29 protein-coding genes and 1 tRNA gene are annotated in these 25,017 nt (G+C 61.0%); 12 read left to right on the forward strand and 18 right to left on the reverse strand.

Annotated features, from left to right (window positions below; translation table 11 throughout):
- The first annotated feature begins 172 nt into the window (after positions 1-172).
- The 4 genes from LZ518_RS11720 to LZ518_RS11735 all read left to right on the forward strand — a co-directional run bounded on the left by LZ518_RS11720 (position 173) and on the right by LZ518_RS11735 (position 4,883).
- Positions 173-1,462 carry a tyrosine-type recombinase/integrase gene (locus LZ518_RS11720; protein ID WP_249916161.1) on the forward strand — a complete coding sequence of 430 codons (1,290 nt, stop codon included), beginning with the start codon at positions 173-175 and terminating at the stop codon, positions 1,460-1,462.
- A 170-nt stretch (positions 1,463-1,632) separates the two neighbouring features.
- Complete coding sequence (locus LZ518_RS11725; protein ID WP_249916162.1) at positions 1,633-1,821, forward strand: hypothetical protein; 189 nt, start codon at positions 1,633-1,635, stop codon at positions 1,819-1,821.
- Between the two features lie 157 nt (positions 1,822-1,978).
- Positions 1,979-2,311, forward strand: coding sequence for a hypothetical protein (locus tag LZ518_RS11730; RefSeq protein ID WP_249916163.1), 333 nt, complete (start codon positions 1,979-1,981; stop codon positions 2,309-2,311).
- A gap of 1 nt (position 2,312) precedes the next feature.
- Positions 2,313-4,883, forward strand: coding sequence for a DUF3987 domain-containing protein (locus LZ518_RS11735; protein WP_249916164.1), 2,571 nt, complete (start codon positions 2,313-2,315; stop codon positions 4,881-4,883).
- Positions 4,884-5,643: 760 nt separating this feature from the next.
- Here LZ518_RS11735 and LZ518_RS11740 read toward each other — a convergent pair.
- On the reverse strand, positions 5,644-5,844 hold the full coding sequence (locus LZ518_RS11740) for a hypothetical protein (RefSeq protein ID WP_249916165.1): 201 nt from the start codon (positions 5,842-5,844) through the stop codon (positions 5,644-5,646).
- 143 nt (positions 5,845-5,987) lie between these two features.
- Here LZ518_RS11740 and LZ518_RS11745 point away from each other — a divergent pair, with 143 nt between their 5' ends.
- On the forward strand, positions 5,988-6,167 hold the full coding sequence (locus tag LZ518_RS11745; RefSeq protein ID WP_249916166.1) for a helix-turn-helix domain-containing protein: 180 nt from the start codon (positions 5,988-5,990) through the stop codon (positions 6,165-6,167).
- 285 nt (positions 6,168-6,452) lie between these two features.
- Positions 6,453-7,142: a hypothetical protein gene (locus LZ518_RS11750; protein WP_249916167.1), complete on the forward strand. Its 690-nt coding sequence runs from the start codon at positions 6,453-6,455 to the stop codon at positions 7,140-7,142.
- Positions 7,143-7,158: 16 nt separating this feature from the next.
- Here LZ518_RS11750 and LZ518_RS11755 read toward each other — a convergent pair whose 3' ends face one another.
- From LZ518_RS11755 to LZ518_RS11765, 3 genes are read right to left on the reverse strand one after another with little or no spacing between them, the layout of a single operon-like run.
- Complete coding sequence (locus LZ518_RS11755) at positions 7,159-7,548, reverse strand: DUF5615 family PIN-like protein (RefSeq protein ID WP_249916168.1); 390 nt, start codon at positions 7,546-7,548, stop codon at positions 7,159-7,161.
- Positions 7,548-8,249, reverse strand: a complete 702-nt coding sequence (locus tag LZ518_RS11760; RefSeq protein ID WP_249916169.1) for a DUF433 domain-containing protein — start codon at positions 8,247-8,249, stop codon at positions 7,548-7,550. Before LZ518_RS11760 ends, LZ518_RS11755 begins: the two co-directional genes overlap by 1 nt.
- The gene (locus LZ518_RS11765) at positions 8,246-8,863 is read right to left on the reverse strand and encodes a 3'-5' exonuclease (RefSeq protein ID WP_249916170.1); all 618 of its coding nucleotides are present in this window, start codon (positions 8,861-8,863) and stop codon (positions 8,246-8,248) included. Before LZ518_RS11765 ends, LZ518_RS11760 begins: the two co-directional genes overlap by 4 nt.
- A 350-nt stretch (positions 8,864-9,213) precedes the next feature.
- On the opposite strand from LZ518_RS11765, the gene LZ518_RS11770 reads away from it, so the two are divergent.
- From LZ518_RS11770 to LZ518_RS11780, 3 genes are all read left to right on the forward strand, one after another.
- Positions 9,214-9,411 (forward strand): hypothetical protein, encoded by a 198-nt coding sequence (locus LZ518_RS11770; RefSeq protein WP_249916171.1) that lies wholly within the window; start codon positions 9,214-9,216, stop codon positions 9,409-9,411.
- Between the two features lie 127 nt (positions 9,412-9,538).
- The gene (locus LZ518_RS11775; protein ID WP_249916172.1) at positions 9,539-9,892 is read left to right on the forward strand and encodes a response regulator; all 354 of its coding nucleotides are present in this window, start codon (positions 9,539-9,541) and stop codon (positions 9,890-9,892) included.
- A gap of 40 nt (positions 9,893-9,932) precedes the next feature.
- Positions 9,933-10,919: a sensor histidine kinase gene (locus LZ518_RS11780; protein ID WP_249916173.1), complete on the forward strand. Its 987-nt coding sequence runs from the start codon at positions 9,933-9,935 to the stop codon at positions 10,917-10,919.
- A gap of 482 nt (positions 10,920-11,401) precedes the next feature.
- On the opposite strand, the gene LZ518_RS11785 is transcribed toward LZ518_RS11780, so the two are convergent.
- The 5 genes from LZ518_RS11785 to LZ518_RS11805 form a co-directional block, all read right to left on the reverse strand.
- Entirely contained in the window at positions 11,402-11,794 is a 393-nt protein-coding gene (locus LZ518_RS11785) for a hypothetical protein (protein WP_249916174.1), read from the reverse strand.
- A 52-nt stretch (positions 11,795-11,846) separates the two neighbouring features.
- Positions 11,847-12,182: a hypothetical protein gene (locus tag LZ518_RS11790; RefSeq protein ID WP_249916175.1), complete on the reverse strand. Its 336-nt coding sequence runs from the start codon at positions 12,180-12,182 to the stop codon at positions 11,847-11,849.
- Between the two features lie 52 nt (positions 12,183-12,234).
- Positions 12,235-12,483 carry a hypothetical protein gene (locus LZ518_RS11795; protein WP_249916176.1) on the reverse strand — a complete coding sequence of 83 codons (249 nt, stop codon included), beginning with the start codon at positions 12,481-12,483 and terminating at the stop codon, positions 12,235-12,237.
- A gap of 53 nt (positions 12,484-12,536) precedes the next feature.
- Positions 12,537-12,863 carry a hypothetical protein gene (locus tag LZ518_RS11800; RefSeq protein ID WP_249916177.1) on the reverse strand — a complete coding sequence of 109 codons (327 nt, stop codon included), beginning with the start codon at positions 12,861-12,863 and terminating at the stop codon, positions 12,537-12,539.
- Between the two features lie 439 nt (positions 12,864-13,302).
- A tRNA-Ser gene (locus LZ518_RS11805) sits at positions 13,303-13,392 on the reverse strand.
- A 114-nt stretch (positions 13,393-13,506) separates the two neighbouring features.
- Here LZ518_RS11805 and LZ518_RS11810 point away from each other — a divergent pair.
- Positions 13,507-14,256, forward strand: a complete 750-nt coding sequence (locus LZ518_RS11810) for a Crp/Fnr family transcriptional regulator (RefSeq protein ID WP_249916178.1) — start codon at positions 13,507-13,509, stop codon at positions 14,254-14,256.
- On the opposite strand, the gene pyrC is transcribed toward LZ518_RS11810, so the two are convergent.
- A complete protein-coding gene (gene pyrC, locus LZ518_RS11815) occupies positions 14,253-15,275 on the reverse strand; it encodes a dihydroorotase (protein ID WP_249916179.1) in 1,023 nt (340 codons plus the stop codon). The two genes, LZ518_RS11810 and pyrC, sit on opposite strands and share 4 nt — an antisense overlap.
- Before the next feature lie 22 nt (positions 15,276-15,297).
- Between pyrC and ygfZ the strand changes: the two genes are divergently transcribed.
- On the forward strand, positions 15,298-16,038 hold the full coding sequence (gene ygfZ / locus LZ518_RS11820; RefSeq protein WP_249916180.1) for a CAF17-like 4Fe-4S cluster assembly/insertion protein YgfZ: 741 nt from the start codon (positions 15,298-15,300) through the stop codon (positions 16,036-16,038).
- Here ygfZ and LZ518_RS11825 read toward each other — a convergent pair.
- The 5 genes from LZ518_RS11825 to LZ518_RS11845 all read right to left on the reverse strand — a co-directional run bounded on the left by LZ518_RS11825 (position 16,031) and on the right by LZ518_RS11845 (position 22,024).
- On the reverse strand, positions 16,031-16,705 hold the full coding sequence (locus LZ518_RS11825; RefSeq protein WP_249916181.1) for a cyclase family protein: 675 nt from the start codon (positions 16,703-16,705) through the stop codon (positions 16,031-16,033). The genes ygfZ and LZ518_RS11825 overlap by 8 nt on opposite strands.
- Positions 16,660-16,884: a CBU_0592 family membrane protein gene (locus tag LZ518_RS11830; protein ID WP_348538684.1), complete on the reverse strand. Its 225-nt coding sequence runs from the start codon at positions 16,882-16,884 to the stop codon at positions 16,660-16,662. Before LZ518_RS11830 ends, LZ518_RS11825 begins: the two co-directional genes overlap by 46 nt.
- 44 nt (positions 16,885-16,928) lie before the next feature.
- Positions 16,929-19,607, reverse strand: coding sequence for an aconitate hydratase AcnA (acnA, locus tag LZ518_RS11835; RefSeq protein ID WP_249916182.1), 2,679 nt, complete (start codon positions 19,605-19,607; stop codon positions 16,929-16,931).
- Positions 19,608-19,703: 96 nt separating this feature from the next.
- Positions 19,704-21,011 carry an NRAMP family divalent metal transporter gene (locus tag LZ518_RS11840; protein ID WP_249916183.1) on the reverse strand — a complete coding sequence of 436 codons (1,308 nt, stop codon included), beginning with the start codon at positions 21,009-21,011 and terminating at the stop codon, positions 19,704-19,706.
- A gap of 35 nt (positions 21,012-21,046) precedes the next feature.
- On the reverse strand, positions 21,047-22,024 hold the full coding sequence (locus tag LZ518_RS11845; protein ID WP_249916184.1) for a magnesium transporter CorA family protein: 978 nt from the start codon (positions 22,022-22,024) through the stop codon (positions 21,047-21,049).
- Positions 22,025-22,087: 63 nt separating this feature from the next.
- Between LZ518_RS11845 and LZ518_RS11850 the strand changes: the two genes are divergently transcribed.
- Complete coding sequence (locus tag LZ518_RS11850; protein WP_249916185.1) at positions 22,088-22,651, forward strand: DUF2585 family protein; 564 nt, start codon at positions 22,088-22,090, stop codon at positions 22,649-22,651.
- Here LZ518_RS11850 and LZ518_RS11855 read toward each other — a convergent pair.
- The 3 genes from LZ518_RS11855 to fumC are packed head-to-tail and all read right to left on the reverse strand — an operon-like array spanning position 22,648 to position 25,012.
- Entirely contained in the window at positions 22,648-23,046 is a 399-nt protein-coding gene (locus LZ518_RS11855) for a hypothetical protein (RefSeq protein WP_249916186.1), read from the reverse strand. The two genes, LZ518_RS11850 and LZ518_RS11855, sit on opposite strands and share 4 nt — an antisense overlap.
- Positions 23,043-23,576, reverse strand: a complete 534-nt coding sequence (locus tag LZ518_RS11860) for a DUF4142 domain-containing protein (RefSeq protein WP_249916187.1) — start codon at positions 23,574-23,576, stop codon at positions 23,043-23,045. Before LZ518_RS11860 ends, LZ518_RS11855 begins: the two co-directional genes overlap by 4 nt.
- A 41-nt stretch (positions 23,577-23,617) precedes the next feature.
- A complete protein-coding gene (gene fumC / locus LZ518_RS11865) occupies positions 23,618-25,012 on the reverse strand; it encodes a class II fumarate hydratase (protein WP_249916188.1) in 1,395 nt (464 codons plus the stop codon).
- Positions 25,013-25,017 lie beyond the last annotated feature (5 nt).

Consider the following 25,017-nt stretch of genomic DNA (forward strand, 5'->3'; position numbering starts at 1 on the left):
ACAACATATCGACACTATTTCAAATGGTTACTGCAGTGACTGACAGCGCGCTGGCCTGCGATGAGTGCATATCGATCCATTGCAATCCATCCCGATCCGCTGTATTTTTGTATGGTGGATTGTATGGAGAACGACAATGGTACGGCCCCTCGCACGCCTATCACCTATTGAAGTGGACCGCCTTGCGAAGCTGCCAGGTGACAAGACGCGCCTCTACTGCGACGGGGGTGGCCTCTACCTTTGCGTCGATAAGCGGGGCGGTGTTGGACCAGACGGGCAGCGTCGCGCGGGTTCTGCAAGCTGGATGTTCCGCTACATGATTGACGGCAATGCCCGCACGATGGGCCTTGGGGCCTATCCGACCGTCGGCCTCGCCAAGGCCCGCAGGAAGGCGACCGAAGCCAGAGAGGCTCTATCCGATGGGCATGATCCACTGGACCTGCGAAACGCCGCACGCGCGTCGAAGCAGCTGGCGCGGGCCACGGCGATGACGTTTCGAGAGGCGGCTGAAGTCTACATTGCGTCCAAGCAGGACGAGTGGAAGAACGCCAAGCACGCCGAGCAATGGCCATCGACGCTTAAGGCCTATGCTTACCCAATCATCGGCGACGTATCGATTGCCGATATCGACAATGCCGCCGTGCTCCGGGTCCTGCAGCAGGACGTGACGGCTACCGACGGGAAGTCGACTGAGCGCCTGTGGACCGCCAAGCCAGAGACCGCCAGCCGTTTGCGTGGTAGGCTGGAAGCGGTCCTAGGCTGGGCTATTGCCGGGGGCCGCCGCACTGCTGAAAATTGCGCCCGCTGGGACATCCTCAAGCATCAGCTCCCCGCCAAGACCAAGCTGCCAAGGGGCAGGGTCAAACACCATGCAGCGCTGCCCATCGACGCCATGCCTGAATTCATGCCGCGACTGCGCGAGGCTGAGGGCATGGGAGCTCGTGCGCTGGAATTCGCCATTCTCACGGCCGCTAGGTCCGGCGAGGTTCGGGGCGCGCGATGGGCAGAGATCGATCTGAAGGCCAAGGTTTGGAATGTGCCGGGTTCGCGCATGAAAGCCGGCCGGGATCATCGTGTCCCGCTATCGTCGGCCGCTGTGACTCTCTTGCAAACTCTGCCGCGCGGCGAGGCCAATGATCTTGTATTCTTGGCGCCCAAGGGCGGCATGCTGTCCGATACGACGCTTTCAGCCGTCTTGCGTCGGATGAAAGTCGACGCAGTGCCGCATGGGATCGCCCGAAGCACATTTAGGGATTGGGGGTCGGAGCGAACCAATTTCCCGAGCGAAATGCTGGAAATGGCGCTGGCGCACACTGTCAGCAACAAGGTTGAGGCGGCCTACCGTCGTGGCGATCTGTTCGAAAAACGTCGCGCCCTCATGGACGCTTGGGCGGCCTTCATTGCTTCGCCGGTTTCCAACAGCAATGTCACCGACTTAGCGATCGCCAGAGGTTTGCCATGATCACAAATAGCCCCCTCTGGACAAGGCTCCTATCGGTTCTATACTGCTGACGACCCCGTATGACCGAACGGGCAGATGGACCCCCTCGGGGGCAGACGGAACCCCTTCTGGGGCAAGAATGGACGCCCCTTTTTGGGCATGCAGGTCTCCCCAATACACGGAAGACACCCATGCCTTTCCCAGTTCACTCGGGCGCACTCGACGTGCGTTCCTTTTGCAAACTCTACGACGTTGGCCGCTCGAAGGTCTTTGAATTGCTCGCCAGCCGCGAACTTCAAGCGAAGCGTTTCGGCGGCAAGGTCTTGATCAGCGCCGCGGAAGCGGAACGTTGGTTCAACAGTCTGCCCGAGCGCAATTAGCTGCGGCCCCGGATAGTGGTGCAACCTCCCCTTGGGCGACTCTCGCGGCACTTCAGCTCGACGCCGCGCCAGAGCAGATCGTTTCGCCCAACACTCAAGCGGACGGCGAGTCCTATAGCACGGGCACTCCGGACCCAATTCAAAAGGAATCGGTCACGTGACCACGGCTCCGAAGTTCTGCATCTACAGCAACAGTCATTGGCAGGTGACGCGATCCGGCTGGATCGAGACGACCGCTCACTACGGTCGCCAGGAGGGAATCTATCAATTGAAGGCTGCCGATCTCTTCGCGAGACTCGGCGATAAACACGACTTGGTGCGCCACATGCAGACAAAAGGGTGGGTCAATATGGCCCTTCTGGCGGACGCGGTGCTCGCTGCGCTGCGCTTGTTGCCAGCTGGGTTCACCCACGGGCGCACCGCTGCTCAAGTTACCCAGGCTTTCATCGACGCCGCGCGCCGCGAGTGTGAAGGCCCGCAGAGTGCCTAGCTTGCCCGATCAGAGTGACGCGGCCGGCCCAAACGATCTCGCCAAGATACTGTCCGGCCGCGCCGCCGCCGAACGGTACGTCGAACTTCTGACGGGCTTGCCCGGTACTTCCATGTGCTGGCGCGCCTTCCCGGACCCGGAAGACAAGCGCAATGCGCGTGAGCCGGACGGTTCCGCCACCTGGCCCGCATCTGCAGTAGAGGGAACACTGGATGCGGTGCAGTTTGATATGCACCGCCTGCAAAAGCTCGACTATGGCGTGTACGCCGTGGTCAATGGCGGGGGCCACAGGGATCGCCAGATTTCCATGGCGCGCGCGGTGCAGGTCGACAAAGACGGCGACAACCATGGCCCCGCCCAGCGGTGGCAGGACGTCCGGTGGCATATGCAGCCGGACTTCCTGGTGATCGACCCGGCCGACCACTTCCATTGGCATGCATATTGGCTGGTCGCCGCTGACTTCCCGATTGGACGCATCACATCGACTGTGAAGCGCCTGGCACGGCGCTACGGCTCGGATCCAGTCGTGAGCAACCCGTCGCGCGTCATGCGTGTCCCCGGCTTCAAGCACTTGAAGGAGGGGCCAAGGGAGCGGGTACTTGTCGACTTCACGAATGGGGCGGAGGAATGGGAACTCAGCCGAAAATCGGTTGAGCAGGTAACAGCCGGCCTTCCCGAGCTGAATAATGATGACGGCTCCGGCGGACCAGCGTTGAGGGTGCGCCCTGACTTTGTGCTGGATGACGAATGGCACCTGAGGGAAGCGGCCAAGCGGTTGCACAACTTCAAACCGGCATTCGATCATAAGCACGGCGTCAATCCCGACGGAAAGGACGGCGACAGCTTCACCGTCTTGACGATCAATTGCCTGGGCGATCTCGGCCTGAGCGCAGAGGGCGCTTTCGATCTACTGCTGAACGCTAAAGACCCCAAGTCAGACCTCAGCTGGAACGAGCGATGCCAGCCGCCTTGGGAGCCCGAGGCGCTCTGGAAAAAGGTCGAGAGCGCTTACGCCTCTCGACAAAACGATGTCGGCTGCAAGGCGACAGACGAGCCCTCCAGGCGGTTTCGCGCCTTCGACGAGGCCGGTAGCGGTGCCGTGGTCGACCTATGGGAAAAGTTCCCGGTCCCGCCATTCCCTATCGAGGCCCTACCGCCGACCTTGCAGGCCTTCGTGACCTTCACCAGCCGCAACCTTGGCGTTGACCCCTCAGCCGTCGCCCTCGCAGTCCTGATCGTGTGCTCTGGCGCGATCGATCAGCGCATGTCGCTACAGATGGAACGCAACAGCGACGAATGGCGCGCTCACCCCGTCCTTTGGGGATTGGTCGTAGGCGACCCTTCGAAAGATAAGAGCCCGGTTTGCCGACGCGCCCTGAAACCGCTGGAGGCGGCCGAGGCGAAGCTCTTCGAGGAGTACGACGCGCGACGCCGGAGCTGGGCAGCGATCGCTCCTGCCGACAGGAAAGAAATCCCTGCGCCGCCGGAACCGCAGCAGTACGTCTTTCATCGGATCACGGCGGAGGCGCTGCTCGACAAGCTCGACGAGCAGAAACAGCCCCGCGGCGGCCTGGTATTCGCTGACGAGTGGGCGGGCTGGCTCGGCGGCATGGCCACCTATGGCAAAAAGGGAGCGGCCTCGGACGCCCGCAGTGTGTGGCTGTCGCTCAACAGCCGCGCCATGTCGAAGACCAACCGGAAGACGGTCGGCAACTCCCGCGGCGATGCCAGCGTGAGCCTGCTGGCCGGCGTCCAGGAGGACCGCCTGGCCGAACTCGGCAGCATCGAAAGCGACGGCCTGTTGCAGCGCCACCTTGTGTGCATGATGGGCGACGGCCCCGAAGCCGAAGACCTACCTGACAACGGGGCGCGCGATCGCTACGCGCAATTGATCGATGCCTTGCTAAAGGTCGCGCCGGCCACCCTCACTCTTTCGGACGAAGCCTATACCGAGACGAGGCGGCTTCAGCAGTTCCTCCGAAACGTCAGCCGTCTGCCATTTCAGCGGAAGGGTTTCGTCGGCTTCGTCGGCAAGATGCGTGGAGTCCACGGCGCGTTGATGATCGTGCTGCACCTGGCGGGAGGCCACAGGGTCAATGAGCCCCTGAGCAGAACAACGGCCGTCGCAGCATCGGACATCATAGAGCGGTTCGCCCTGTGTCATGCGGAAGCGCTGTACAATTTCCTAGACGGAAGCGCTTCAGCTGACGATCAGGAATATCTTCAGAGGCTGGGCCGGCATGTACTGGCGGACGACAAGCTGGAATACACGATGCGTGACTTCACCCAGCGCCACAAGTTCCTTCGTAGCCTGAAGCCGCGTGATCAAGTCGACTGGATAGACCGCTTGATCGGCCTCGGCTATCTTGTGGCTGCCGACAATGATTTCATTCACAAGAAGTGGTTCGCGGCTCCCCACGCTCGCACGATCATGAAGTATCGGATGGCCGAACTGGCGGCCATCAACAAGGAGACTGACGCAAGGATGAATGCATTGCGGCGCGGCGATCGCGTACTGCCGCCGGCGTCCCCGAGGCAGACAAGTCGGTATGGCCGCTACGATCGGGAATAATTAAATTGCAGCCGCTCTCATTTTCAGAGGGCCAACGTTGTCAATGTTGTTCCTGCGTACGAAGAAGGTAAGAAGAGAGAAAGCCTCTCTCTCCTTAATGCTTGCACCTGGGCGCGCGCTGAACAACATCGACAACAGCAGCTAAAATCACAACTTTCCAGATTAAGATTTTTGGGCGGGATTTGATCCAATTCCAACCTCTAAAGTTAAAGATTTCCTTCATTTTCTGTCGAATATGCCGACCTTAAAAGTTTTAATAATTCTGGTACCAGAAGTCGGTGTTGGAGGCGGAGCCACGGAATTTGCTCGATAGCGGGCGGCTGTCATGCCCGCTGCGAGCGATTCTTTTGGGGTCATGCAGCCTAGTGCGGCCGGGCCCGTTCCCAGGCGGCCTTAGCATCGTCGGCTCGATCCTGTGCCCGCTGATAGCGCTTCTCAAGCACGCTTTGGGTCTCCACTTGCAGGGCGATCCGCGGCATTTCCCGCATGCAGCTGGCGCTACAGGTCCCCTTGGGGAATTGCATGACAGCTCCACACTTCGCGATGATCGCTTTGGCGACGGCCTCCGCTGGTGCCGTACCATCATCTCGGCTTTCCATGTCGCTGGTGCATCCGGATCGCGCCAGTGTCTGGCCGACGGCCCTGTCTTGCTCCGCACGCTGCGCTAAGGCGGCAGGGCTGTGCGCCTTATGATGGCCGTAACTGGCGAATGCGATCCATCCGCCTATCCAAAGGGTCAAAGCGGCTAGATCCCCTCGGGTCATGGCCGAACTTCCGCATTGCAGATCCGCCGCGCCTCGTCTGCGGCGTAGTCCTTCATGTCGGCCAGACATTGACGCATGGCGGCGGTGTAGACCTCGGAACGCGTGCGCCAGGCCATGACACCTGGCCACGCGACCCACGCCACGGCCAGCGCTACGGCTCCGACAATGGCCCAAAGGGCGAGCTTGTGTCGACGCACCCCATCATCCCCATTTCGACGTCGCGCCGAGCAGCTAGCACATTGCTAGGTATATGCTGTCGACGTAAACGCATCAATCCCCGAGCGTTTGCGCCATGGCGGCGGGCGCAACGAATAATCTGCGGAATGTGCTTGCCACCAACATGCGGCGCCGACGCGCTGAACTGGGCCTGAGCCAGGAGGTTCTAGGCGACGAGGCCGGCCTGCACCGGACCTTCATCGGCGCGGTTGAGCGCAGCGAGACCAACATATCGTTGGACAATTTGGAGCGGTTGGCCGTGGCGCTCAAGATCGACGGCTGGCAACTGCTAAAGCCCCGATAGCCCTGCGATCGTGCCGTCCGCTAATGGCAGCTTTCAACCTTTATCGGCCATTGCGTACGAGATGGAGCAGTCGGAGTATTGTGACCGCGTGTGGCGCCCTGTGGCACCCCTCCACAGTCGAGAAACTACTTGCAAGGCCTAGAGCCACCAAAGCATGAGGTCGCATGTTCGAATCCTGCCGGGCGCGCCAGTTTATCGTCGTTTTCAGCCGATTTCTTGTGTGTCGGTTGGACACTCAAAATTGGCTGGGTGCCGTATGGGTGTCCACGTGTAGGAGTCGAAGGAATGGGCGAGGCGAAGAGGCGGCAGGCAGGGCCACAGATCATCCACCACCACACGAGCACGCTGCGCACCAACCAACTTTGGATGAGCGGCCAAGTGCTGCCTGAAGGCAAAATGCCGCCAGCGTTCCACCCACAGCTAGGACAAATTCATACCGACGCCTTCTTTCGCCGGCCGATGAAGGACTTCCCGCCTGTGGTGTGGCTGACTGAAGAGATCGACGTGCCGAAGTGCCTGATCTCAACGCGCGTACGCTTTACAAGCAAGGACACCGGCAAAGAGGTGGCTGGCCTCGACATCAATGAAGGTGTGGCCAACGCCGTCGCGCTCAATCGTGTCTCGTTCGGCTTCGTCGCGGCCGACATTGGTGCGATCCGTTGGCTGGATCATCCCGGCTACAGCACTGGCGAGGGGCAGGAACTCAACGAGACTGCCCGAGAGGCTGGTGACGACCCCGATCGTTCGTGGGTATCCGAGGCCCCGATTGATTTGATGAGCATGGTCGAGCTTCGGGTCTCCTGGAGCATCTCGAAACCGAAGCTGCTGCGCGAGGACGCCTATCTTCGGAAGGCCAAAGAACTGATCCAAACGTGCCGGGACAATCCGGGCGCCTATGTGCCGCCGACATGGCTGACCCCCGACCAGGCGCGAGCACTTGCGGCTCGCCTCGGCGTTCCCGTCCACAACCGCTAATCTTCGGGGATCGGTCCTAAGCCCGGAAGCGGAAATCTCCCGCCTTCACGTGTGCTACCATCCGCACCCCACCTGTCTTTTGGATATGGCTCCACTGATATTCGATCAGATGGGCGTGTTCCTTTACTGCGTCGAGAAGCGTGTGCGACGGACCACTGAGCGCGATGCGGCTTAACGTGGCGAACTTGCCCTGCTGAAACCTCTGGGCGTTGAAGTCCTTGTCGATGGTGACGAGGATGCGGCCCGCTTTCATTGCGGTCATGGCCACGAGGTGATCCGGAGAGTCTGCCGGGATATGAAACCTCTGCCGAAGCACGCTGTGACCTCGGCCCTGCAGATAGCGGCCAATCGAATCCGGCACATTATTGTCGAGGAACAGCAGGAGCTTGATGGCTGCCGTTGCCATTAAGCAGCGAGGTTAGCGCCTTGGCTGACCGCCAATTCAACATCGGCTTGTGTCAGATCGGGATACTCGCTGATGATCTGTTCGGGCGTGTATCCCGCATCGGCAAATTCCCTCACCGCTGCCACAGGAACTCGGGTGCCCGCAAAGACTAGGAAGTTCTGCGAGACATAGCGGTTGCGGACGACCTGGCCCGCCTTCCGGTGTTCCTCATTGAACTCCTGCACCGCGTGCCTGGCGCTCTGAATGGCGACTTTCAAAGGAATGTCCACGACGTACTGCTTGGTCGTGATTTCCCGCTTACGGTCGGTCTCGGGCTCGGTGAAAACGACGCGCCGATTGAGCACGTAGAGCGTGGTCGCCGTCCAGCGGTCTTCGCCCAAGTGGCTTAGCTCGCGGCCAACCTTCTTGAGTTCGGACAGGCTCACCTTGTGGCTGTTGCGGAGCGCATTCAGCACTCGAAGATTGACCAGGTCCTTGAACGAATAGACGTGGCTGAAAGCCGACTTCCCGCCGTCATCATAAGACGGCTTGATGAAGCCATCCCGGCGCCACCGGCGAAGCTGGGACTTCGACAAGCCCGTCAGTCTCTCGACCTGAACTTCGCTGAAGGCGCCAATGACGTTGGATGAACCCATCGTGCGTCGTCCTACCCCCACTCCTTCGCGTTTGACAACTGAGCCCACATTTAGGTCGGCGGTCACCGATATGTCCCGACCTCTCTGGCAGCAGAGATGTAGACGATCATCGTTCGCCGACAGTCCCCAAGGGCGCGATGCGAGTCATCCATTGAGAGGTTCCCATCCCGGGCAATGTCGGCCAGCCGAAAGCTCTTCCGCCAGGGCCAAGCGCGCCTTGAAAGTTGAAGGGCGCAACAGACTTCGTTCGCAAATGGGACTGACGAAGTTGACGCGCATGCTGCACGCAGAAACGCATCATCGAACTCGGCATTGAAGGCCACTAGGGGGAGATCGCCGACAAAGTCGCGAAACTCCGACAAAGCCTCCGCAAGCGCCAATCCGTCCGCCCGCACCATATCGTCCGTGATGCCAGTGATCTCGGTAATCCTTTTTGGAACCCGCTTGCCCGGCTTCACCAGCGTCTGAAACGTCTCGTGCATGTCGGAGTCTCGGTTCACGCGGATGGCACCGATCTCAATTATTTCGTGGCGTCCTGCGTCGAGGCCGGTGGTCTCCAGGTCGAAGACAATGAAGCGCTTCGGCACCATTGAAACATCGGCGACCGGTGCTGTCTTCTTCGCGGTTGAGTAAATCCACCAAAGAACGACGAGGACAGCGAGAAGGATTACCCACTCCATCTCAACCTCCCAATGAGAACTCGAGCCCGCCAGCCATAGCAGACACTAGCGATTGGACACAGGCAGGTCGCATTCGCCAGGCGCGCGGAGGCGATGAAAATGGGACCTCGGGGTGGTTTTACATCCCCGACGCGCCGTTGGCGTCCTACTGGCGGTTGGGCGTGGAAACTGAATTTCCCGACCCAATGAAGCGCAGCTTATGACCGCAATGGGTGGAAAGCGGACATTACTGCTTGATTAGGATGGCGATCGTTACGGTGGTATAGGGAGTTATCGGGCGACGCCGTCTAATGAGCATCCGCCCGGCTGAGAGACTACTGCGCTCCCGCTTGCTTCGTGGGAGACATAAGATGTCCACCGAGGATTCCGAATACTTTCGAGCGCGCGCCATCGAGGAGCGCGCACGGGCCGCCGATTGTGACGACCAGAGCATCGCCAACATCCATCTCGACCTTGCTGAAAAATATGAAACCCTGGCGACGATGGCTAACGGGCAAACGACCTTTCAGCTCGATTGGGAGGGGCTATCGGACGCTCAACCCGCCTGAATGGCGTACAGCAAGGCACGCCACGCAACGAACGCTACTTCAATCCGTTAGTGCAGTATCACCAGTCACCCAGTTGAGCCTTGGTGCTGGAGAGACTTGGCACGCTCCCCGCTCACGGAGCGCCGCAATGCATGCACTCATCATTGAAGACGAGTCCCTGATCGCCATGGCGATAGAGGAGGCGCTGCGCGCTTGCGGCTTCACTTCGTTCGACGTTGCTGTCTCAACTGAGGAGGCGGTTGCGGCGGCCGCACGTAAGTGTCCCGACCCTATTACCGCCGATGTCGAACTAAGACCGGGTTGCGGAATCACTGCCGTTCAGTCGATTTGTTCGGCACAGCAGATACCTGTCCTCTTCATTACGGGAAGTCCCGGTGAGGTCAGGATAAGGATGCCGGGACATACTTTGGTCGAGAAGCCATTCGAGGAAGATCATATTATGGAAGCGATCAAGGTGGTCTTGGACAACAGAGATGGTTGAGACCACGCCACTCCCGAACGAGACAGTGACAAGTCTGGCCATGGCCCTCGTTGAGTCGTCGAAGGCGCCGCTCCTCCTGCTGGATGACGATGTGGTCGTCGTTGGTGCAAGTGCCTCATTCTGCAACACCTTCAATCTCGATCCAGCGACCATTGCCAATCGCAGGCTGGCCGATCTCGGCGCGGGCGAATGGGACGTTCCGCAGCTTAACTCTCTCCTGCGGGCGACTATTGGGGGGGCAGCGGAGATTGACGCCTATGAGATGGACCTTGTCCGCGAAGGCAAGGCGACCTGCCGTCTTATCTTGAGCGCACATAAGCTTGATTATTTCGACACGGAGAAGGTGCGCGTCGTGCTCGCGGCGACGGACATCACGCCGACACGCCTGGCCGAAAAGCAAAAAGACGACCTGGTTCGTGAGAAGCAGGTCCTGCTACAGGAGCTCCAGCACCGCGTTGCCAACAGCCTGCAGATCATAGCAAGCGTTTTGATGCAGAGCGCCAAGCGCGTTCAGTCTGACGAAACACGCCTACATCTTCAGGACGCCCACAGCCGGGTCATGTCGATTGCGATGCTTCAAAAGCAACTGGCGGTTACCCAGCTGAAATCTGTTGAACTAAAGACGTACTTCTCGGACTTGTGTCGAAGCATCGCGGCTTCCATGATCGACGATCCAAATCGCATCACGCTAGAGGCAGTCGTTGACAGCACATCTACCAACTCCGACGTGTCGGTCAGCATGGGGTTGATCGTCACGGAGTTGGTGATCAACGCGATCAAGCATGCCTTCCTGCATCAGACCACTGGCGGCAAGATCATCGTGTCGTTTAATTCAGACGAGGGAGCCTGGCTCCTGTCCGTTACGGATAATGGATCCGGTATGCCAGTCGGCAAGAAGCAGGCAAAGGCGGGTCTTGGTACAGGGATCGTCGAGGCCCTGGCCAAGCAACTCGATGCGACCGTGGCGGTAATTGACGCAAATCCCGGCACGCGCGTGGAGGTTCGGCGCGGCCAACCGAGGCAATAATTTAGGGATCGCCCAATGTCCGCTTTGGGTCGAAAGCGGACATTGGATACCTCGCGTTGAGAGGCTACTGTCCGGGCTGATGAAAAGAGCGCCTTACACTCTCCTCTTTCTGTTGGCCCTTGCGAGCGTAGTGACGTGGCAATGGCAGCTATCGCAATCCCGACCGGTTCAGATGCTTGCTATTGCTTTAATCTGCGCTGCAACCATCGCGCTGGCATTTCTGTGTTTGAGAACGAACCCGCCACGTAGTGCCATGATCGCTCTCATTACCGGAGGTGTAGGCGTTATCGCATCAGAACTCTATGTTTTGGCGTCACCGCCATCGCTCGTGAACTACGAGCTACTTACGATGGGCCAGGTCCTAGCCCTGTTATTTGTTCTCATCGCGGATTTCGCTGCACGAAGATTGGATCAGGCACAGCCGGAATGAGCTGGAAGACATTAACCCAATGACCGGAACGGGTGGAAAGCGGACGCTAGGGTCAGCGGCTGAAATACCAGATTGCGACGAACCCACCGGCGACAATCGCGACCTGCAATCCCATCAACAGCCATTGGGAAGCCGAGAAGCCCTTGTCTGCTTTTCGTGCCCAGAAAGCATCAACATGCTTCCTATGGCTCATCTCCTTGCGCCAAACGCCAACGCCGCGCACCCAAACCAAGGCAACCCAGACAACGCAAGCAACAACCGAAGCCCAGAGCAGTGCCGTTCCAACGGCATACTTACCGGTGGCGTCCCTTAGCCAGAGCGCCCCCAATAGGAGGAGGGCCGGTGGACCAACCACGCCGCCTCCACGGAAGCTCTCCAAAGCCCAAACGGAGTATCGGTCAAACCAAGATAGTTTGCTTCGCAGATGCTCTTGCTCAATCAGCATGGGCTAAGTCTGTCATTGGTGGCTAATGACCGCAACGGGTGGAAAGCTGCCATTAGCGATGCTGTCGGAAGAGCGCCCGCTGCGCCTCATTGACGAACCGCTCGTCCCAATCGACCTCGCGACGCGACTGAGGCAGGAACTCGCGCCTGTTATCTGCATCGTAGAACAGCGTTCCATGGATGCCGTTCGCCTCCCGTTTTAGGACTGGCCGTTCCCATACCTGCGACAAGATGCGCTCGGCCTCGGTAAGCCCCAGACGGTCGGTAAGCTCGTCGGCGATTTCGATGTCGCGGCCATCGGGAAATATTGCGGCGAACTCGTCCTCGGTTGCTTGAAACACGCTGAAGGTAGCATTGGCCGCGCCGTCGACGATCTGGATGTTCTTCATCGGGGCAGATTGTCGCCCCAGCAAAACTTCTGCAATGGGGGGAAGGCGGTTCCTAGGGAACTTCGACCTGCTGCTCGGTCCCCGCCGGGTGTTCGGCAAGGGTCAGCGCCCAGTATTGTCCGCTGCGGGTCATCTCAATTTCAAATGTTGGTCCTTCGCCTCCAGCGTTATGATACCAGCACTGGATGCGCTCGCCCTCTACCGCCAAGAACTCGATGAAGTTCATGTCGACATAGGAGCCAATGCGTTCGGAAATGGCACCCGCAATGTCGAGCGCACCGATACGGTTTGATCTAATCATGCGAGGGAAATCCCATGTCCGCACACTGAGGGCAATAGGTGGAAAGCGGGTCGTTAGGCCTCGGGCGGAGGACCGAGGTTTGTCGGTGTCGAGCGGACAATCATTTCCCAGAACGTAAGGCTTTCGCCGGTTTCGTCATCAAGCCAGAGGGAACTACCATCGTAGAAAGGGGCCAACATCGTGACCATTGCCTCCAAAGTGTCTTGCACGTTGTCGGCTCCCTGATAACCAACCCAGCTACCGTCTTGTCCCAAGACGTTGGTGCGCCACTCTCCGTCGACATAACGCTGCCCCTCAAAGTAGCGCACGCACTCCAATGAGATTGTTGCACCAGGAAACGGCGTACTGGGTGCCGTGAAGCCTCTCGAATAGCTTTCCATCCCTGCATCGTGACCGTGGAAGCTAATGACCGCAATGGGTCGAAAGCTGCCATTAGCTCCCAGCCGCAAGAATGGGCAAAAAGCTGACATTGGGCCGTATGGGAAACCTTTGGTCGGATTTGCCCCAAAGGGCGCCCATTCGAATTTTTCAGACCCCGCCCAATTTTTTGAGTAGCCGCCTGAAACGGCTGTTGATGGCAATAGACACGCATTCAAACGATCGCGGTCCCACCCCGCCGGCGCCCCCGGTCTTTCCGTAAATGATGATCCTTGACCGGTGATTGACGACGCAAAGCTGGCCCGAGCAACAATTATCGGTCGCTGGCTATTGTGTTGTCTGATTCGACGGCCAGGGCCTAAGGCTCGCCCGGTCATTTGTGTGGTGATTTGTATGGCGATTAATCTAAGCGCCAATTTATCATTATATTTCAATGTATAATGGCGGAGACGGAGGGATTCGAACCCTCGATACGGTTGCCCGTATGACGCTTTAGCAAAGCGTTGGTTTCAGCCACTCACCCACGTCTCCGGGCACGGCGGTCCGCGGCCTGTAGCGAACCCTTGAGCCGCGTTCAACTGCTCAGCGGCAACGAATTGGCGCCCCGAACATTGGTTAGGCGAAACCTATAAACAGGCCTTCGCCATGCCCCACACCAGCTACGCGCCCATATCTATCGCCGATGCCTATGCCGGCAACCGGCTGCTGACCACATTTCCCGATGAGTTGCGCGGCCTGGTCGAGGGCCAATTGGAGATGGTCGAACTGGATCAGGGCACGACCGTGCTCCGCCGCGGGACGGACGTCGCCTATTCCCTGTTCCCGTTCGGTCCGACCATGATCTCCCTGGTCGTCGACCTGGACGACGGCCGCTCGGTCGAGGTGGCCTCTGTCGGTCGCGAAGGCGCGGTCGGCGGGATTATCAGCTGCGGCCATGTGCCGGCTTTCACTCGTGCGGAAGTGATGGTTGCCGGACCGGCCGCTCGCGTCCGAATGGCGGCGATCGAGGAGGCCAAGGGCAAATCGGCGCACCTCCGCAATCTATACTGCCGCTATTCCGATTACCTGCTCGCCCAGATCATGCAGACGGTGGCGTGCAACAGCTTCCATGCCATCGAGGCGCGCGCCGCCCGCTGGTTGCTGACTGCCCATGATCGGGCCGGAAGCAGGCTCGAACTGACCCAGGAATCGTTGGCCGGCCTGCTTGGCGTCCAACGGACGACCGTCAATGCCGTTGCCCGCGAGCTTCAGGACGAAGGGCTGATTACCACTCGCCGGGGAATCATCGAAGTCCATGATCGCGAAGGCCTGCAGCGCCGGGCTTGCGAATGTTACGACCGGGTCGAGCGTTTCTTTGGCGATATCGTCGGACCGAAGGGGGCCGGGCCGGCCTAGCCGGAGAACCGCCAGCCGAAGCTGCTGCCCGCCCCGAACGGCACCAGGTCGCCGATCTGGTCTGGAACCGGGCTGACCGCGCGCTCAAGCGTCACTGATCCTTCATTGACCGGCAGGCCATAGAAGGCGGGGCCGTTAAGGCTGGCGAACGACTCGAACCTGTCGAGGGCCTCCTCTTCGTCGAACACCTGGGCATAGGCTTCAAGCGCATATGGCGCGTTGAAAATACCTGCGCAGCCGCAGGCCGACTCCTTGGCTCCGCGCGCGTGTGGAGCGCTATCGGTACCGAGGAAGAATTTCGGAGATCCGCCGACCGCCGCTCGGCGCACCGCCAGTCGATGCTCCTCCCGTTTGACCACCGGCAGGCAATAGGCGTGGGGGCGAAGGCCGCCCTGGAAGAGCGCATTGCGGTTGAGCATCAAATGCTGCGGCGTGACCGTCGCAGCCAGATTGGCCGGAGCGCTGGCGACGAACTCCGCTGCCTGTCGGGTCGTGATATGCTCCAGCACGATCCTGAGCGCCGGGAAATCGCGGACCAGCGGGGTAAGGATGCGGTCGATGAACACCGCCTCACGATCGAACATGTCGACGTCCGGGTCGGTCACTTCGCCATGGACGCAGAAGACCATGCCGATCCGCTGCATCCGCTCCAGCGCCGGATAGATGTTGCGGATGTCGGTAACGCCCGAGGCGCTGTTGGTCGTAGCGCCGGCCGGATAGAGTTTGGCCGCGACCCAGACTCCCTCTGCGTGACCGCGCTCTAGCTCGTCCGGATCGATGCTGTCGGTCAGATAGCAGGTCATCAGCGGAGTGAAGCCTGGCCCGGCGGCCGCCACGATGCGATCGCGATATGAGGCTGCGGCTTCGACTGTCGTAATCGGCGGAACCAGATTGGGCATGATAATCGCCCGGCCGAACTGCCGAGCGGTGCAAGGAGCGACCGTCGTCAGCATCTCGTCGTCGCGGAGATGGACGTGCCAGTCGTCGGGGCGGCGGATGGTCAGCGATTGCAAAGTCACGAGCGCTCCTTAGCTAAGGCCCATGCCCCAGAACAGCCCAACGGCAACGACCCTTGCAGATAGAAGCCTCGTTCGGCTGAGCGGCGACGGCGTGCGTGACTTCCTGCAAGGGCTGGTGACGCAGGATGTGACGGGCCCGCTGCCTGTCTGGGCCGGGCTGCTGACCGCGCAAGGCAAATGCATGTTCGATTTCCTGATCTGGCCAGATCCGAACGGCGACGGAGACGAGCTGCTGCTCGATTGCGAAGCAGAGGCGGCGGACGATCTTATCAAGCGGCTGGCGATCTACCGGCTGCGCAAGCCAATCAAGATCGAACGGGATGACAGCCTGGCCGTGCATTGGTCGTTGGACGGTGCTGAGGGCGCGGACGATCCCAGATTGCACTTACTTGGCCGGCGATGGCTGGGACCCGCCGATGGGCCTGTCGAAGGCTGGCTCGAGCATCGCCTCCGCCTTGGCGTCTGCGAAGGCCGCGCCGAGCTTGGCGACCTGCTCTGGCTCGAATGCAATGCGGCGGAATTGAACGGTGTCAGCTTCACCAAGGGCTGCTTCGTCGGCCAGGAGAATACTGCCCGGATGAACTGGCGGCAGAAGGTCAACCGGCGGCTGGTAGTGGTCGCCATGAATCAACCGGGGGGCGACGGCGGCGACCGCGCGCGCATCGCCTATCCGGAACTGGGCCTGGCCGTGGTCCATGCCCGTGCCGATGCCGTTCCCGACAATGCAATCGTCCCCGCCTGGCTTGGGCCTGCGCCTAGCTGATCACCGCGAAGGCACGGACCGGAAAGGTGCCCATGCCCTTGATCTTGGGCGGAACGGCCGAAAAGCGAAAACCGCTGTCGGGCAACCGGTCGAGACCGGTCAAATGCTCGCCAATGGGGATGCCTGCCCCCAGCAACAGTGAATGGACCGGCCGGGCGCGCACTCGCGTATCGTCAATGTTATGGCTGTCGATCCCGACAAAGGCGACTGCCGAGTCAACCAGCCAACGCGCGGCCGCCTCGGTCAAATAGGGGTGGTCGGTAAGATAGGCATCCGTCCGCCAATGCCGGTCCCAGCCGGTCGCGACCAGCACCGCCTTGCCGCGCAAGTCGAGTCCGGCGAAGACATCGGCATCGACGGCGAGGCCCTGCTCGAACGGCCGCCGCACCACAAACCCGTCGAGGTCAGCGAGCGATTCCAGCGGCAGTTCTGAGAGGTCTTCCCCACTTTCGTAGCGGTGGAACGGGCTGTCGACATAGGTGCCGGTGTTGGCGACCATGTCGATCCGCCCGATCTGGAAGCTGGAGCCATCGTCGAAATTGGCGGCGGACGCCTCGCGGGTCCAAAAGTCGCACAAATGCGGCCCGGGCAGACCCTTGTAGGTGGTCATGCCCTCCTCGATCACATGGCTGAGGTCGATGAGCCTTTCCGCTGCGCGATCCGCCAAAGCGCTACTCCTCCAATCAGCATCCAGATGACGTTGAGCGCTGCCGAGGGCAAGGCGCCATGCCACCAGCCGTTTAGCGTGAAGCCGGCCGCGCCGACCACGTTCATCCATTGATAAACCGCTGACCGGCCGGTCAGCTTGCCCATCGACAGGAACAGATAGGCAAGCAGGATCAGCACGGCGCCGATCCAGCCGGCGACCTCGATAAAGAGATTGAGCCCGGTCAGCTGGCGAGGTTCCTGAGCACGTACTGGAGGATGCCGCCCGAGCGGTAATATTCCAGCTCGTTATAGGTATCGATCCGGCAGCGCGCCGTGATCATCAGCGTCGAGCCGTCGGCGCGGGTCACCTGGACCGCCACTTCCTGGCGCGGTTCGATCGAGGCGATGCCGTCGATCGAATAGGTTTCGCTGCCGTCGAGGCCGTAGGTCGCGGCATTTTCACCCTCGGCGAACTGCAGCGGCAGCACGCCCATGCCGACAAGATTGGAGCGGTGGATACGCTCGAAGCTCTCCGCCAGAACCGCGCGGACACCAAGCAGGATGGTGCCCTTTGCCGCCCAGTCGCGCGACGAGCCAGTGCCATATTCCTTGCCGGCGATGACCACCAACGGTGTGCCGTCGGCCTGGTATTTCATCGCCGCATCGTAAATCGGCATGATCTCGCCGGTCGGGGCATAGCGCGTCATGCCGCCCTCGACATTGTCGAGCATCTTGTTGCGGATGCGGATGTTGGCGAAGGTCCCGCGCATCATCACCTGGTGGTTGCCGCGGCGGGCGCCGTAGCTGTTGAACTCGGCTCGCGGCACCTGATGTTCGGTGAGATAGGCGCCGGCCGGGCTGTCGAGCTTGATCGATCCGGCCGGCGAAATGTGATCGGTGGTGATCGAATCGCCGAACACCGACAACGCCCGTGCTCCCTGAATGTCGGTCAGCGGCTTCGGCGTCATCGTCATGCCCTGGAAATAGGGCGGGTTCTGAATGTAGGTGGAGCCGGCCGGCCAATTGTATGTGTCGCCGCCGGTCACGTCGATCGCGCGCCAGCGCTCATCGCCCCGGAACACGTCGGCATAGCGCGAGCGGAACATGTCCGAATTGACGTGGAGGTCGATCAGCTGGCGGACCTCGTCGTTCGACGGCCAAATGTCGGCGAGGAACACGTCCTCGCCATTCTTGCCCTGGCCGATCGGCGACTTGGTGATGTCCTGGGTCACTGTACCAAACAGCGAGTAGGCAACCACCAGCGGCGGCGAGGCGAGATAGTTGGCGCGGCAGTCCGGCGACACTCGCCCTTCGAAATTGCGGTTACCCGAAAGCACCGAGGCGGCGACCAGGTCATTGTCGTTGATCGCCTTGCTGATCGGCTCGGCCAGCGGGCCCGAGTTGCCGATGCAGGTCGTGCAGCCATAGCCGACCAGGTTGAAACCGATCGCGTCGAGATCCTCGCTGAGGCCGCTGGCATTGAGATAGTCGGTCACGACCTGGCTGCCCGGCGCGAGGCTCGTCTTGACCCAAGGCTTGGGATGCAGGCCATGCGCCCGCGCCTTGCGGGCGACGAGGCCGGCGGCGACCAGCACCGACGGGTTGGAGGTGTTGGTGCAGCTGGTGATCGCAGCGATCATCACGTCGCCATTGCCGACCTGGTAGCTCTCGCCGTCGACCGCCACCCGATTATCGTTGCTCTTCTTGTAGGTTCCCTCGAGCTCGGCATTGAACAGCTCGTCGACCTCGCTGAGGCGGACCCGGTCCTGCGGGCGCTTGGGGCCGGCGAGCGAGGGCTCGACCGTGTCCATGTCGAGCTCCAGCGTATCGGTGAACACCGGATCGGGAATCGAGGCGTCGCGCCACATGCCCTGCGCCTTGGCATAGGCACGAACCAGCTCGATCCGGTCGGTGTCGCGGCCGGTCAGGACCATATAGTCGATGGTCCGCTCGTCGATCGGGAAGAAGCCGCAAGTCGCGCCATATTCGGGCGCCATGTTGGCGATGGTCGCACGGTCGGCGAGCGACAGCGCGTCGAGGCCCGGCCCGAAGAATTCGACGAAGCGGCCGACCACGCCCTTGGCGCGGAGCATCTGGGTAACGGTCAGCACCAGGTCGGTCGCGGTAATTCCTTCGCGAAGCTCGCCCGACAGGCGGAAGCCGACCACTTCGGGGATGAGCATGGAGACCGGCTGGCCAAGCATCGCCGCCTCGGCCTCGATCCCGCCGACGCCCCAGCCGAGCACGCCGAGACCATTGACCATGGTAGTATGGCTGTCGGTCCCTACCAGCGTATCGGGATAGGCGACTTCCTCGCCGGTCTGGTCGATGCCCGACCAGATCGCTTGGGCGATATGTTCGAGATTGACCTGGTGGCAGATGCCGGTTCCCGGTGGCACGACCTTGAAATTGTCGAACGCCTGGCTGCCCCATTTGAGAAACTCGTAGCGCTCGGCATTACGCTGATATTCCAGCTCGACATTCTTCGCGAAGGAGCGCGCTGTACCGAATTCGTCGACCATCACGCTATGGTCGATGACGAGGTGGACCGGTACCAGCGGATTGATTTTCTGCGGGTCCCCGCCGAGATTCTTCATTGCATCGCGCATCGCCGCCAGGTCGACCACCGCCGGAACCCCGGTAAAGTCCTGCATCAGCACGCGTGCCGGACGGTACTGAATCTCGCGGTTGATCCGCCGTTCCTTCTGCCAGTCGACCATGCACTGCAGGTCTTCGCGGGTGACGGTAACGCCGTCCTCGAACCTCAATAGGTTCTCGAGCAGCACCTTCATCGAGAAAGGCAGGCGGCTGACGTCGCCAAGCGCCGCCGCGACCTTGTCGAGCGAATAATAAGCGTAACTCTTGCCGCCGGCCTCCAGCGTGGAGCGGGTCTTCAAGCTATCCTGGCCGGTCGGGATCATGCGGGGGTCCTTAGCGCGCTGTGTGGGGCCGCTCGGAATCGACGTGCGGCGGTTGGCCGCGCCCCTAGCAAGAACCACCGGTCAAGACAAAGGGTGTCAGGGGAGCGAGGTCAGGCCCATCGCAATCACCGCGGCGGCCATTACCGCTGTCGCCAGCCAGCCCATCAAGCGCAGCGGCCCAGTGATCGTGAATCGACCCATGACCGAACGGCGCTGCCCGATCAGCATCATGATCGCCAGCACGGGCACGGAGACGACGCCGTTGATAACCGCCGCCATATAGAGGGCGTCGATTGGATCAATCGTGGTGAAATTTAGCAGCGCGCCGACTCCGGTGGCTGCGAAGATTGTCCCATAGAAGGCCTTGGCCCGCCGGGGTTTGCGGTCGAGCCCCACTCGCCAGCGGAATGCTTCGCCAATAGCATATGCCGCCGAGCCGGCCAGCACCGGCACCGCCAGCAGACCGGTTCCGACTATCCCCAGGGCAAAAACCGTCGAGGCATAGGACCCGGCGATTGGCCGCAGTGCCTCCGCAGCGTCGGCTGACGTATCGATGTCAGTGATCCCATGGGCGTGCAGCGTCGCGGCGGCGGTAAGGATGATCGTCAGTGCAACCAGATTGGCTCCGCCCATCCCCGCCAACGTATCGAACTCAATCCGCCTCAGCTCTGACGGCCCTTCTCGTGGGGCATGGTTGAGCGGATGGCGATCGGGAATGACATGCACTTCCTCGGCCTCCCCCTCCGCTTCCCAGAAGAAAACATAGGGGCTTATGGTCGTCCCGAAGATGGCAACGATCATCGTCAACGTTGCGGCGGTGAAGGTGACCCGCGGCACCGCCACGCCGCGCAGCGCTTCGCCCCATGGGATGTGGACCAGGAACAGAGTGATGACGTAAGCCAGTAGCGTCAGGGTCAGCCATTTAAGGTGCCTTACATAGCTAGCGTAACGGGCGAAGACTTCGGTCAGTGCGCAGAATGCTGCGAACAGGATTAGGAACGGCCATGCCGGCACGCCCGCGACCAACGCAGTGGCGTCGGCCATCGCACCAAGGTCAGCGCCGATGTTGATCGTGTTGGCGATCAGCAGCAGCGTCACAGCCAAATAGGTCAGCCAGATTGGATAGTGGCGACGAAGGTTTCCTGCGATCCCATGTCCCGTGACCCGCCCGATCCTGCCGCTGATCATCTGCACTGAGGACATCAGCGGATAGGTGAACAGCATCGTCCAGCCGAGCGCGTAGCCGAACTGTGCCCCGGCCTGGCTGTAGGTAGCGATCCCGCTCGGATCGTCATCCGATGCCCCGCTGATTAGCCCGGGGCCGACAATATCGCGCAATTTGGGCTTCCGGCCATGATCAGGGCCAGGTTTGGGGTCGACTTCCATCTGGTCATGCTTGATCATTGAGCCGCCTTACGAGCCATTCTTGCCTTGCTCGCCTAGAGCCAGCCCCTCCGGCGAGCGATCCAATAGGGAAGGATGGCGCTGGCCAGCATCAAAGCGAGGGACCATGGATAGCCGGCGATCCACGCAAGCTCCGGCATGTGGATGAAGTTCATGCCGTAAATGCCGGCAATGAGGGTCGGCGGCATCAGCACTACCGCCACCACCGAGAAGATCTTCATGACGAAATTTTGCTCAAGCGTGATCATGCCGAGCGATGCGTCGAGCAGGAAGTTCAGATTTTCGGCCAGGAAGTCGCTGTGGTCATCGAGCGCCCGAGCATCGTCGCTCAGACTACGGAGATGGCGAGCATGCAGCTTTTCGTTGCGCATCCTCTCGGTGGCGCCAAGGAAGCTGAGCATCCGGCTGGTGCTGACCGAAGAGACCCGCGCGCGGGACAATAAGCGCTGGACCTCGCCGATGCGCAGCATCAGAGCCTCGTAGCGAAGCTCGGAGTTACGGCGTTCTCGCCGCGTCCGCTGCTCAAAAATATGGTTCGAAATGGCGTCCAGCTCTCGCCCTGCGTTTTCCAGTTCATCGGCCTGGCGATCGATGATCGCGTCAAGCAACCTGATCAGGACGGTGACCGGATCGCCGGTAAGCTGTTCGTCGGCCTGGGCGTGCTGGACGAACGCAACGAACGGCCTTGGTTCGACATAGCGGACGGTGACCAGATGCTCTTCTGTCAGGATGAAGGTGATCGGGTCCGTCGAAGGATTTCCGCGATCGATCCCGTAGAGCACCGCCATGGTCATGACGGCGGCGCCATTGCGCTCGTAGAGCCGGCTCGACGGCTCGATCTCCTGCATCTCCTCGCGCGTCGGGATGTTGGTCCCGATGACCTTTTCTGCCAGCCTTTCTTCCTCGTTCGTGGGATTGAGAAGATCGAGCCAAACGGCGCTTTCAAGGCAAAGCGCCGCATCATCGGCGTCGACCGGGGATGAGGGACAACCGGGTCCGAACAGGCGCAGCATGGCCATTTGGTGCGGCAGCAAAGAGCCCTTGGCAAGCGGTCCGTTGCTGCCTACCCCCTCCTGATGCCGGCCAGCCTGCCGCGGCCGAAGCCGCTTGCCTCCATCTTCATCGTGCTGGCGCTGACCGTCGCCATTCTCTGGGCAATGAATCGGCCGCCCATCTGCACCTGCGGGACGATTGCATTGTGGGGACGCGTAGGCCCGACCCAAAGCCAGATGCTGGCCGACTGGTATAGCCCGAGCCATATTGCGCACGGCCTGCTGTTTTACGCAGCATTCCGCTGGCTGCGGCCCAAATCGAGCATCGAGCTGCGCTTCCTTGTCTCGCTGGTCATCGAGGCATCGTGGGAAATCGTCGAAAACACGCCGATGGTGATCGACCGCTATCGCGAAGCAACCATCGCACTTGGATATTCCGGCGATTCCATCCTCAACTCGGCGAGCGACGTCGCGATGATGGCGCTTGGCTTCATGGCGGCCTGGCGATTGCCTGTGTGGGCCAGCATCTTGTTCCTGCTGATGCTAGAATTGGTTCCGCTGCTCGTCATTCGCGACAATCTGACGCTCAACGTCATCATGCTGGTTGCGCCCAGCGATGCGATACTCAACTGGCAGGCCGGAGCCTAGCGGCAGCGGGTGATCTGTGGCGGCACGCCCTGGGTCAGGTTGAACGGGCCGACGACGGTACCATCCTCCAGCTCGACGTTCAATGTCATGGCCCCCTTGGTCACCACACCCGAATAGGTTGCGGGCTGGGAACGGAAGATTTGGCCCACCCGGACCGGCCCGGGCGACCCTTCGCGATAGGTGCCTTCAACCGCGAACGAACCGTCCTTCGCCGGAATCACAGCGGTATCGATCGAACCGGACGCGCAGTCGAACATGATGTCGGCCAGTCCGGTATTGAATCCGATCGCGGCGTGCTCGCCGCCCCACTTGCCTTCCAGATAGGGAGGCTTCGCCGCTGCCGGGGTCAAGCCGGACGCGATCAGCGTCATCGCCAATATCAGTCTTAGCCTCAATGCGACCTCCTCAACGCTTGAAGGTTTGCCCTCATGACGCTTTCCGCATTGGCGGCAACAGGTCGTAAGGTCGGACTTTCACCCGATTTCGCGAAACCTCCGTGGAGCCGTACGCCCTCTTGCAGGACAATATTCTGCTGGGCGCGATAGACAGTGTCGAAATCGCCAGCCGCGGCCAGCGCGTCGTACATCTGCTGATGCTCGGCATTCATCGAAGCAGACGGCAACAAATTCAGGCGGCGGCCAGCAAGCGAAAGTTGCGCGCTGGTGCCCTGATGGGCGCTCAATGCGCGTTCGGCGAAAGCCCGGTTGGCCGGGTCATGGGCCCGCTCCAGCGCCAGTTCGGCGGACTTCACCTGATAAAGATCGATCGACGCAGCCATCGCGAAATAGGCGGCTGAGCTTAGGATAACCGGGGCAATGGCTGCCGAAGATACCGATGCCGACTGGACGCCGGCGCTGCCTCCTCCGCCACAACCGCCAACCAGAGCCAGCACGGAGGCGACCGACAATAATGCAATGCGCCGCATCAGTTTACTCCCGCCGCTCTTGGGCAAAGTGTAGCAGTTATTTATCGACCTAGCATCTTCTCCGGTTTGACCACCCGATCGAAGGTCGCTTCGTCGACCAGCCCCAGCTCGAGCCCGGCTTCCTTCAGCGTCTGCCCTTTCTTGTGCGCATGCTTGGCGATCGCCGCGGCATTGTCGTAACCGATTTCAGGGGCGAGGGCGGTGACCAGCATCAGCGAGCGGTTCATCAGCTCGGCAATGCGGGTCTCGTCCGGCTCCAGCCCGTTGAGCGTTCGCTCGGTGAAGCTTTCCATGCCGGTCGTCAGCAGGTTGATCGAGCGGATCACGTTGGCGCCGATCAGCGGCTTGAACACGTTCAGTTCCATATGGCCCTGAAGTCCGCCAACGGTGACTGCGACATGGTTGCCCATCACCTGGGCAGCGACCATGGTCAGCATCTCGCACTGGGTCGGGTTGACCTTGCCCGGCATGATCGAACTGCCCGGCTCATTTTCTGGCAGCTTCAGCTCGCCGAGGCCGCAGCGCGGGCCGGAGCCGAGTAGCCGGATGTCGTTGGCAATCTTCGACAGGCTGACGGCGATCGTATTGAGCACGCCGGACAGCTCGACCAGCGTATCGTGAGCGGCAAGCTCCGCGAACTTGTTGGGTGCCGAGGTAAACGGCAGTTGCGTGAGGTTGGCGATTTCCTTGGCGAAGGATTCGGCGAAGCCCTTGGGGGCATTGAGGCCGGTCCCGACCGCCGTACCGCCCTGAGCCAGGCGCATGACGCGCGGCAGGACGCCCTCGACCCGGTCGATATTGTCGGCGATCATCGCCGCATAGCCCGAGAATTCCTGCCCAAGGGTCAGCGGGGTCGCGTCCTGGAGATGGGTCCGGCCGATCTTGACGATCGAATCCCAGCGCTTCGCCTGGTCGGCAAGCTTGGCGTGGATCAAGGCGAGCGCCGGCAAAAGCTTTCGACTGACGGCAATTCCGGCGGCAACGTGCATCGCGGTCGGGAAGCTGTCGTTCGAGGATTGGCCCTTGTTGACATGGTCGTTCGGGTGAACCGGCTCCTTGCCGCCGCGCGTTCCGGTCAGAGCTTCATTTGCCCGACCGGCGATCACCTCGTTGGCGTTCATGTTCGACTGCGTGCCCGAACCAGTCTGCCAGATTACCAGCGGGAATTGCCCGTCGAGGTCGCCCCTCGCCACTTCGCCCGCGGCCTGCTGGATCGCTTCGGCAATTTCCGCGTCGAGTCCGCCAAGCCGGGCGTTCGCCCGGGCCGCGGCCTGCTTCACAAAGCCGAGCGCGTGGATGATCTCGGCCGGCATCCGTTCACGCTCGCCGAACGGGAAATTGGCGATCGAGCGCTCGGTCTGGGCGCCCCAATAGCTGTCGCCCGGCACTTCAATCGGTCCGAAGCTGTCAGTTTCGGTACGAGTATGGCTAACCATCTTGG

The sequence above is a fragment of the Sphingomonas brevis genome, assembly GCF_023516505.1.
In the GTDB taxonomy this organism is placed as follows: Bacteria; Pseudomonadota; Alphaproteobacteria; order Sphingomonadales; family Sphingomonadaceae; genus Sphingomicrobium; species Sphingomicrobium breve.

Bases quoted from the DNA above. Each gene is read 5' to 3' on its own strand.
- LZ518_RS11725 (WP_249916162.1), top strand. From the start codon at position 1,633: ATGCCTTTCCCAGTTCACTCGGGCGCACTCGACGTGCGTTCCTTTTGC.
- LZ518_RS11745 (WP_249916166.1), top strand. From the start codon at position 5,988: ATGCGGCGCCGACGCGCTGAACTGGGCCTGAGCCAGGAGGTTCTAGGC.
- LZ518_RS11750 (WP_249916167.1), top strand. From the start codon at position 6,453: ATGGGCGAGGCGAAGAGGCGGCAGGCAGGGCCACAGATCATCCACCAC.
- LZ518_RS11755 (WP_249916168.1), bottom strand. From the start codon at position 7,548: ATGGCAACGGCAGCCATCAAGCTCCTGCTGTTCCTCGACAATAATGTG.
- LZ518_RS11765 (WP_249916170.1), bottom strand. From the start codon at position 8,863: ATGGAGTGGGTAATCCTTCTCGCTGTCCTCGTCGTTCTTTGGTGGATT.
- LZ518_RS11770 (WP_249916171.1), top strand. From the start codon at position 9,214: ATGTCCACCGAGGATTCCGAATACTTTCGAGCGCGCGCCATCGAGGAG.
- LZ518_RS11775 (WP_249916172.1), top strand. From the start codon at position 9,539: ATGCATGCACTCATCATTGAAGACGAGTCCCTGATCGCCATGGCGATA.
- LZ518_RS11780 (WP_249916173.1), top strand. From the start codon at position 9,933: ATGGCCCTCGTTGAGTCGTCGAAGGCGCCGCTCCTCCTGCTGGATGAC.
- LZ518_RS11785 (WP_249916174.1), bottom strand. From the start codon at position 11,794: ATGCTGATTGAGCAAGAGCATCTGCGAAGCAAACTATCTTGGTTTGAC.
- LZ518_RS11790 (WP_249916175.1), bottom strand. From the start codon at position 12,182: ATGAAGAACATCCAGATCGTCGACGGCGCGGCCAATGCTACCTTCAGC.
- LZ518_RS11795 (WP_249916176.1), bottom strand. From the start codon at position 12,483: ATGATTAGATCAAACCGTATCGGTGCGCTCGACATTGCGGGTGCCATT.
- LZ518_RS11800 (WP_249916177.1), bottom strand. From the start codon at position 12,863: ATGGAAAGCTATTCGAGAGGCTTCACGGCACCCAGTACGCCGTTTCCT.
- LZ518_RS11810 (WP_249916178.1), top strand. From the start codon at position 13,507: ATGCCCCACACCAGCTACGCGCCCATATCTATCGCCGATGCCTATGCC.
- ygfZ (WP_249916180.1), top strand. From the start codon at position 15,298: ATGCCCCAGAACAGCCCAACGGCAACGACCCTTGCAGATAGAAGCCTC.
- acnA (WP_249916182.1), bottom strand. From the start codon at position 19,607: ATGATCCCGACCGGCCAGGATAGCTTGAAGACCCGCTCCACGCTGGAG.
- LZ518_RS11840 (WP_249916183.1), bottom strand. From the start codon at position 21,011: ATGATCAAGCATGACCAGATGGAAGTCGACCCCAAACCTGGCCCTGAT.
- LZ518_RS11845 (WP_249916184.1), bottom strand. From the start codon at position 22,024: ATGCTGCGCCTGTTCGGACCCGGTTGTCCCTCATCCCCGGTCGACGCC.
- LZ518_RS11850 (WP_249916185.1), top strand. From the start codon at position 22,088: ATGCCGGCCAGCCTGCCGCGGCCGAAGCCGCTTGCCTCCATCTTCATC.
- LZ518_RS11860 (WP_249916187.1), bottom strand. From the start codon at position 23,576: ATGCGGCGCATTGCATTATTGTCGGTCGCCTCCGTGCTGGCTCTGGTT.
- fumC (WP_249916188.1), bottom strand. From the start codon at position 25,012: ATGGTTAGCCATACTCGTACCGAAACTGACAGCTTCGGACCGATTGAA.